The 6,172-nt window shown below is 72.3% G+C and carries 5 protein-coding genes; 2 read left to right on the top strand and 3 right to left on the bottom strand.

Going from position 1 to position 6,172, the window contains the following annotated elements; translation table 11 throughout:
• Positions 1–27 precede the first annotated feature (27 nt).
• On the top strand, positions 28–879 hold the full coding sequence (locus C6N75_RS24060) for an amidohydrolase family protein (protein WP_105870995.1): 852 nt from the start codon (positions 28–30) through the stop codon (positions 877–879).
• Between the two features lie 113 nt (positions 880–992).
• Complete coding sequence (locus C6N75_RS24055; RefSeq protein ID WP_105870994.1) at positions 993–1,751, top strand: response regulator transcription factor; 759 nt, start codon at positions 993–995, stop codon at positions 1,749–1,751.
• 199 nt (positions 1,752–1,950) lie between these two features.
• Here C6N75_RS24055 and C6N75_RS24050 read toward each other — a convergent pair whose 3' ends face one another.
• The 3 genes from C6N75_RS24050 to C6N75_RS24040 form a co-directional block, all read right to left on the bottom strand.
• Positions 1,951–2,766, bottom strand: a complete 816-nt coding sequence (locus C6N75_RS24050; protein ID WP_105870993.1) for a YceI family protein — start codon at positions 2,764–2,766, stop codon at positions 1,951–1,953.
• 135 nt (positions 2,767–2,901) lie between these two features.
• Positions 2,902–5,403, bottom strand: coding sequence for an MFS transporter (locus C6N75_RS24045; RefSeq protein ID WP_105870992.1), 2,502 nt, complete (start codon positions 5,401–5,403; stop codon positions 2,902–2,904).
• A 171-nt stretch (positions 5,404–5,574) separates the two neighbouring features.
• Positions 5,575–6,030 (bottom strand): MarR family winged helix-turn-helix transcriptional regulator, encoded by a 456-nt coding sequence (locus tag C6N75_RS24040; protein ID WP_105870991.1) that lies wholly within the window; start codon positions 6,028–6,030, stop codon positions 5,575–5,577.
• Between the last annotated feature and the right edge of the window lie 142 nt (positions 6,031–6,172).

Here is a 6,172-nt window from a genome sequence, read left to right as displayed (position 1 = left end):
GGGGAGAGGGGGCGGACGCGGGGGTTTCTGGAGCGGTACGGGCTGCAGGGGCTGGTGGACGTGCACACGCACTTCATGCCGGAGCGGGTGCTGCGGAAGGTGTGGGCGTACTTCGACGCGGTCGGCCCGATGACCGGTCTGGAGTGGCCCATCACCTATCGCGAGGAGGAGGACCGACGGGTCGAGCTGCTGCGGGAGTTCGGGGTGCTCCGGTTCACGTCGATGGTCTATCCGCACAAGGCGGGGATGGCCCGGTGGCTGAACGAGTGGGCGGCCGGCTTCGCCGCCCGGGTGCCGGACTGCCTGCACACGGCCACGTTCTTCCCGGAGGAGGGCGCGGCCGGGTATGTGCGGGAGGCGGTCGAGAGCGGGGCGGTGGTCTTCAAGGCGCATGTGCAGGTAGGGGCGTACGACCCGGGTGACCCGCTGCTGGAGCCGGTGTGGGGGCTGCTCGCCGAGGCGGGGGTGCCCATCGTGATCCACTGCGGTTCGGGTCCCGCGCCCGGGAAGCACACCGGCCCGGAGCCGATCGCCCGGGTGCTGGCCAGGCACCCGCGTCTGCGGCTGGTCGTCGCGCACATGGGAATGCCCGAGTACGGCGACTTCCTCGGGCTCGCCGAGCGGTATCCGGAGGTGCGGCTCGACACCACCATGGCGTTCACCGACTTCGCCGAGAAGCTCGCGCCCTTCCCGCCGGGCGAGCGGGCGCAGCTGCGGGAGCTGGGGGACCGGGTCTTGCTGGGCAGCGACTTCCCCAACATCCCGTACGTCTACCCCCACCAACTGGAGGCGCTGGAGAGGCTGGGGTTGGGGGCGGAGTGGCTGCGGGCCGTCTGCCATGACAACGCGGCAGCGCTGTTCGGACTCCCGCCGCGCTGACGGGGGCGTCGGCGACTCCCGGCGGTTCTCAGACATGCTCGGGGGCGGGAATTCTCAGGGGATTCACAGACGGGGCGAAGGGGGCTTTCAGGCGCTGGCTCCAGGGTGGCCGTATGACCGCTCACGCGCCCGAGGCGCCCACCGACCAGTTCCTCGAGGAAGACCCGGCGGCGGGAGGCGTCCGGGTGCTCGTCGTCGGAGGAGCGGGGCCGGAGGCCTCGGCCACCGAACTGCTGGCCGCCGCCCTGCGGTACGAGGGGTGGCGGGTGCGCGGTGTCGAGGACGTGGCGGACGCGCCGGCGGGCATCGCCGGGTTCCGCCCGGACGCGGTGGTGCTGCACGGCGGGGCGCTCGGCGCGGGGGCGGACAGCGCGCTCACCGCGTTGCGGCGCGGACTGCCGGGCGTGCCGGTGCTCTTCCTGGTGCCGGGGCGGACCGGGACGAACCGGCTGTCCGGGTTGACCGCCGCCGGAGACGACGCCGTCGCGGTGCCGTTCGCCGTCGAGGACGTCGTCGCCCGGGTGCGCGGGCTCGTCCGGCGCTCACCGGCGGCTGCCGCGGCCCGGCCCGCCTCCGTGCTGACCGTGGGGGACCTGACGCTCGACGAGGACAGCCGGGAGGTGGCGCGGGGCGGCCGGACCGTGCACCTCACCGCCACCGAGTTCGAGCTGCTGCGGTACCTGATGCGCAATCCGCGCCGGGTGCTGAGCAAGGCGCAGATCCTGGACCGGGTCTGGAGCTACGACTTCGGCGGCAAGGCGAACATCGTCGAGCTCTACATCTCCTACCTGCGCCGGAAGATCGACGCCGGCCGGCCGCCGATGATCCACACCCGACGCGGCGCCGGCTACCTGCTCAAGCCCGGCGGTTGAGGGCCGGGGACGGGTAGGGGGACTCTGCGGCACAGAGGTGGCTTCGGTGCCGGCGAGGGCACTACCGGGACCGCTCCTGGAGCATGGGCCTGAGCCCCGACCCGGACTTCCGTCAGGCGCTGAGCGCCATGACCCGCCGTCCGGACGCCGGAGGCCGAGAAGGGTCGATGTTTCACGTGAAACATCGACCCGCGTCGGTTCAGTCCTCGCGGACCGTCTGGCGGACCGCCTGGATGTCCAGCTCCACCTTCAGCGTGGTCCCGATCGCCGAGATGCCGGCCTGCACCACCTGGTTGTAGTTCATCGCGAAGTCCTCGCGGCGCAGCTCGGTCGTGGCGTGGAAGGCCGCGCGCAGACCGCCCCACGGGTCGGGGCCGGTGCCCGAGTAGGACAGATCGAGGTCGACCTCGCGGGCCACACCGTGCAGGGTGAGCAGCCCGTGCACGGTCCAGCGGTCCGGGCCGGCCGGGGTGAGGCCGTGGCTGCGATAGGTGATCTCCGGATACGCGGCCACGTCCAGGAAGTCGGGCGACTTCAGGTGCTTGTCGCGCAGCCCGTTGCCGGTGTCGACGGAGGCCGCCGAGATGACCGTCTCCACCCGTGAGGCGCCCAGGTCGGGGGCGATCTCGATCCGGCCGCCGAACTCGGTGAACCGGCCGTGCACGCTGGAGATGCCCAGGTGCTGGGCGGTCGCGGCGACCGTCGAATGCGCCGGGTCCAGCGACCACACGCCGGGCGGCGGCAGTTCCGTACCGCCGGAGCGGGCCAGCACCACGGTGCCGACGGAGGCCCGGCCGCTCGCGGTGACCAGCGCGGTGGAAGCCGCCGGGGCATAGCCGACAGCGGTCACGATCACCGTGTACGGGCCTGGGGCCAGCGGGGCGTCGGCGGTGACGACCCCGTCGCCGTCCGCCTCGGCCCGCAGGACCTGCGCCCCGGTCATGTCGGTGACGGTGACGACGGCGTGCTGGACGGCCCACCCGTCGCGGGTGCGTACCTGTGCGTGCAGTGCCATAAGGAGTTCTTCTTCCCTGTGAAAAAGGGGGCGGCAGGCCGTCCCCTGCCTGCCGCCCCGGGCCCGGCCGCGCCTCCGCTCGGAGCGCGGCCGGGAGTCGGCTGCCCGCCACCGGGCCCAGCGTCCTTGCGCGGACTACTCGGCCGGGTGGGACAGTTCGATGTCGTGGCCGTCGACCCCGCGGCCGGTGATGCTGAGCGCACCCGCGGCCGGCGGGTAGCCGGTGGCGATGACGGTGTAGTCGCCCGCGTCCAGGTCGGCGAAGCCGTAGGCCCCGTCGTCCCCGGTGGTGGCGGTGGCGACCACGTTGCCGGCGGCGTCGACCAGGGTCACCCGGGCGTCGGCCAGCGGCGTGCCGTTGGCGCCGGCCCGGACGGTGCCCTGGAGCCGGGCGCCGGACTGCAGCAGCGCGTCGATCCGGGTCACGCCCTGGCCGCCGATCTCCACCGGCAGGGCCAGCGGACGGAAGCCCTCGGCGTTGACCGCGACGGTCACCGTGCCGGGCACCAGCTCGGCGAAGGTGAACGCGCCGTCCGGGGTGGACAGGCCGGTGGCCAGCACGTCGCCGCGTACGTCGGTGACGATCACCATGGCGCCCTCGACCGGCTGCCCGCCGTCGGCGGACCGCACGGTCCCGGCCAGCCCGCTGGTGCCGGAGAGCAGGATGTCGTACGCGAGTGTGTCCTCGCCGACGACCACGGTGGAGGCCTGCGGCTGGAAGCCGTCGGCGGAGGCGATCAGGACGTACGAGCCGGGGCCCGGGGCGTCGAGCGCGTAGCCGCCGTCGGTGTGCGCCACCGCGCGGCCGAGCTGCCGGCCGGCCAGCGAGATCAGGGTGACCGCGGCCTGCGGGACCCAGACGCCCTCGGCGGTGCGGACGGTGCCGTGGAGGGTGATGCCGGTGCCCTGCGGTACGGGCGGCGGGACCGAGCCGTCGGCCGGCAGCGGCTGGGCGGCGGCCGGGGCCGCGGCGGGCATCTCCTGGGTGTCACCGGTGGTGGCGGCCACGGCGGCCGGGGCGGGCGCGGGCTCGCCGGCCGCGTCGGCGGGGGCCGAGTGCGTCTTCAGGGCGACCTCCTTGATGAACAGGGTGATCAGGAAGGCGAGGAAGGCGAACGGCGCCGAGTAGAGGAAGACGTCACCGACACCGTGCCCGTAGGCGGTCTCCATCACCGTCCGGAACGGGGCCGGCAGCTTGTCCAGGTCGGGGATGCCGCCCCCGCCGGTGCCGCCGTGGCCGAGCGCGGCGCCCTTGGGCCCGAGGTCGGCGAGGCCGTCCTGGACGTAGTGGGTGACCCGGTTGGCCAGCACCGCGCCGAGCGCCGAGACGCCCACCGCGCCGCCGAGCGACCGGAAGAAGGTGACGACAGAGGAGGCCGACCCGAGGTCCTGCGGGGCGACCTGGTTCTGGGTGCAGAGCACCAGGTTCTGCATCATCATGCCGATGCCCAGGCCCATCACGGCCATGAAGATCGCCACATGCCAGTACGGGGTGTCGTACCGGATGCTGCCCAGCAGTCCCAGGCCGGCGGTGACCAGCGCGCCGCCGGTGACCAGCCAGGCCTTCCAGCGACCGGTGCGGGTGATGACCAGACCGCTGACCGTCGAGGAGACGAACAGGCCGCCGATCATCGGGATGGTCATGACGCCGGACATGGTCGGCGACTTGTCCCGGGCGAGCTGGAAGTACTGGCTGAAGAAGACGGTGCCGGCGAACATCGCGATGCCGACGAACAGCGAGGCGATGGAGGCCAGGGTGATGGTGCGGTTGCGGAACAGCCGCAGCGGGATGATCGGCTCGCTCGCCTTGGACTCGACGAGCAGGAAGAGCGCGCCGAGCACGATCGAACCGCCGACCATGGCGTACGTCTGCCAGGAGATCCAGTCGTACTTGTCGCCCGCGAAGGTGACCCAGACCAGCAGCAGCGAGACGGCGGCGCTGATGAAGAAGGCGCCGGCCCAGTCGACCTTGACCTTGCGCTTGACCACCGGCAGCTTCAGGGTCTTCTGGAGCACGACCAGGGCAATGATGGCGAAGGGCACGCCGACGTAGAAGCACCAGCGCCAGCCGAGCCACTCGGTGTCGGTGATGACGCCGCCCAGCAGCGGGCCGCCGACGGTGGCCACCGCGAAGGTGGCGCCGAGGTAGCCGCTGTACCGGCCGCGCTCGCGCGGGGCGATCATCGCGGCCATCACGATCTGGGCGAGCGCGGACAGGCCGCCGACGCCGATGCCCTGCACCACACGGCAGACGATCAGGAACCCGGCGTTCTGCGACAGGCCGGCCGCCGCGGAGCCGAGGACGTAGATCACCAGCGCGATCTGGACCAGCAGCTTCTTTGAGAAGAGGTCGGAGAGCTTGCCCCAGAGCGGGGTGGTCGCCGTCATCGCCAGCAGCGACGCGGTCACCACCCAGGTGTAGGCGCTCTGGCCGCCGCCCAGGTCGGAGATGATCTGCGGCAGGGCGTTGGAGACGATCGTCGACGACAGGATGGCGACGAACATGCCGAGCAGCAGCCCGGAGAGCGCCTCCATGATCTGCCGGTGGGACATCGGCGCGCCGCCGTCGGGAGAGGCGTGACCCCCGTGCTTGGCGTGGCCGCCGCCGCGCACACCGGCTGGTGTGGTCGTAGCCATGAACTTCCTTTGCGTGCGTCTCGTGGTGCGTGCGTCGTGAGTGCGTACGTCGTGTCGTGCGTGCGTCCGGTGCGTGTGCCTACGCGCTCAGGCGTACGTGCCGTGCGCCGGAGCGCACGGGTGCGTCTCCGGGTGCTCCGGCGAGGCGGGTCACCACCTGGACCGAGGCCCTCAGGTCGCGGACCGGACGGTCTGGCTCCGGCAGTCCCCGAAGGACTCCCGTAGGCGGGCCAGCAGCGCGGTCAGCGTGCTCACGTCCTCGTCGGACCAGTCGCCGAGCGTGCGGGCGAACATGTCCGTGGTGCGCTGCCCCAGGTCGTCGAGCATCTCCTCACCCGCCCTGGTCAGCCGGATGATGCGGGAGCGCCGGTCGTCCGGGTCGGGCAGCCGCTCCACCCAGCCCCGGTCCACGACGTGGGTGACATGGCGGCTGGTCACCGACATGTCGACGGCGAGCAGCTCGGCGAGCCTGCTCATCCGCATGTCCCCGTGGTGGGCGAGGAGGGAGAGGACGGCCGCGGAGCCGCCGGGGCACTCGACGGGCATCGCCCGCGCCAGACCCCGCTTGACGGCTCCGATGGCGCTGAGCTGCCGGGCCAGATCCTCGTACTGGCTCCGTTCCGCCATGGCACCCCCACATCTTGTTGCTTAGGGCAACCATAGAAGAGATTGGTTGCTACAGGCAAACTAAAAGGGGTGAACAGGATCAAAGAGCTGGCAAAGACCCGACCAAGGGGAGGGCGGGGCGGAGGGCGGGGCGGTGCAGGGG

The sequence above is a fragment of the Streptomyces solincola genome (genome assembly GCF_002982015.1).
In the GTDB taxonomy this organism is placed as follows: Bacteria; Actinomycetota; Actinomycetes; order Streptomycetales; family Streptomycetaceae; genus Streptomyces; species Streptomyces solincola.
Note: the sequence above shows the minus strand (reverse complement) of the source record. Positions and strands in the feature narration are given on the sequence as shown.

What these genes read in the sequence shown, in the direction of transcription:
- C6N75_RS24055 (WP_105870994.1), top strand. Translation starts at nt 993, where the DNA reads ATGACCGCTCACGCGCCCGAGGCGCCCACCGACCAGTTCCTCGAGGAA.
- C6N75_RS24045 (WP_105870992.1), bottom strand. Translation starts at nt 5,403, where the DNA reads ATGGCTACGACCACACCAGCCGGTGTGCGCGGCGGCGGCCACGCCAAG.
- C6N75_RS24050 (WP_105870993.1), bottom strand. Translation starts at nt 2,766, where the DNA reads ATGGCACTGCACGCACAGGTACGCACCCGCGACGGGTGGGCCGTCCAG.
- C6N75_RS24040 (WP_105870991.1), bottom strand. Translation starts at nt 6,030, where the DNA reads ATGGCGGAACGGAGCCAGTACGAGGATCTGGCCCGGCAGCTCAGCGCC.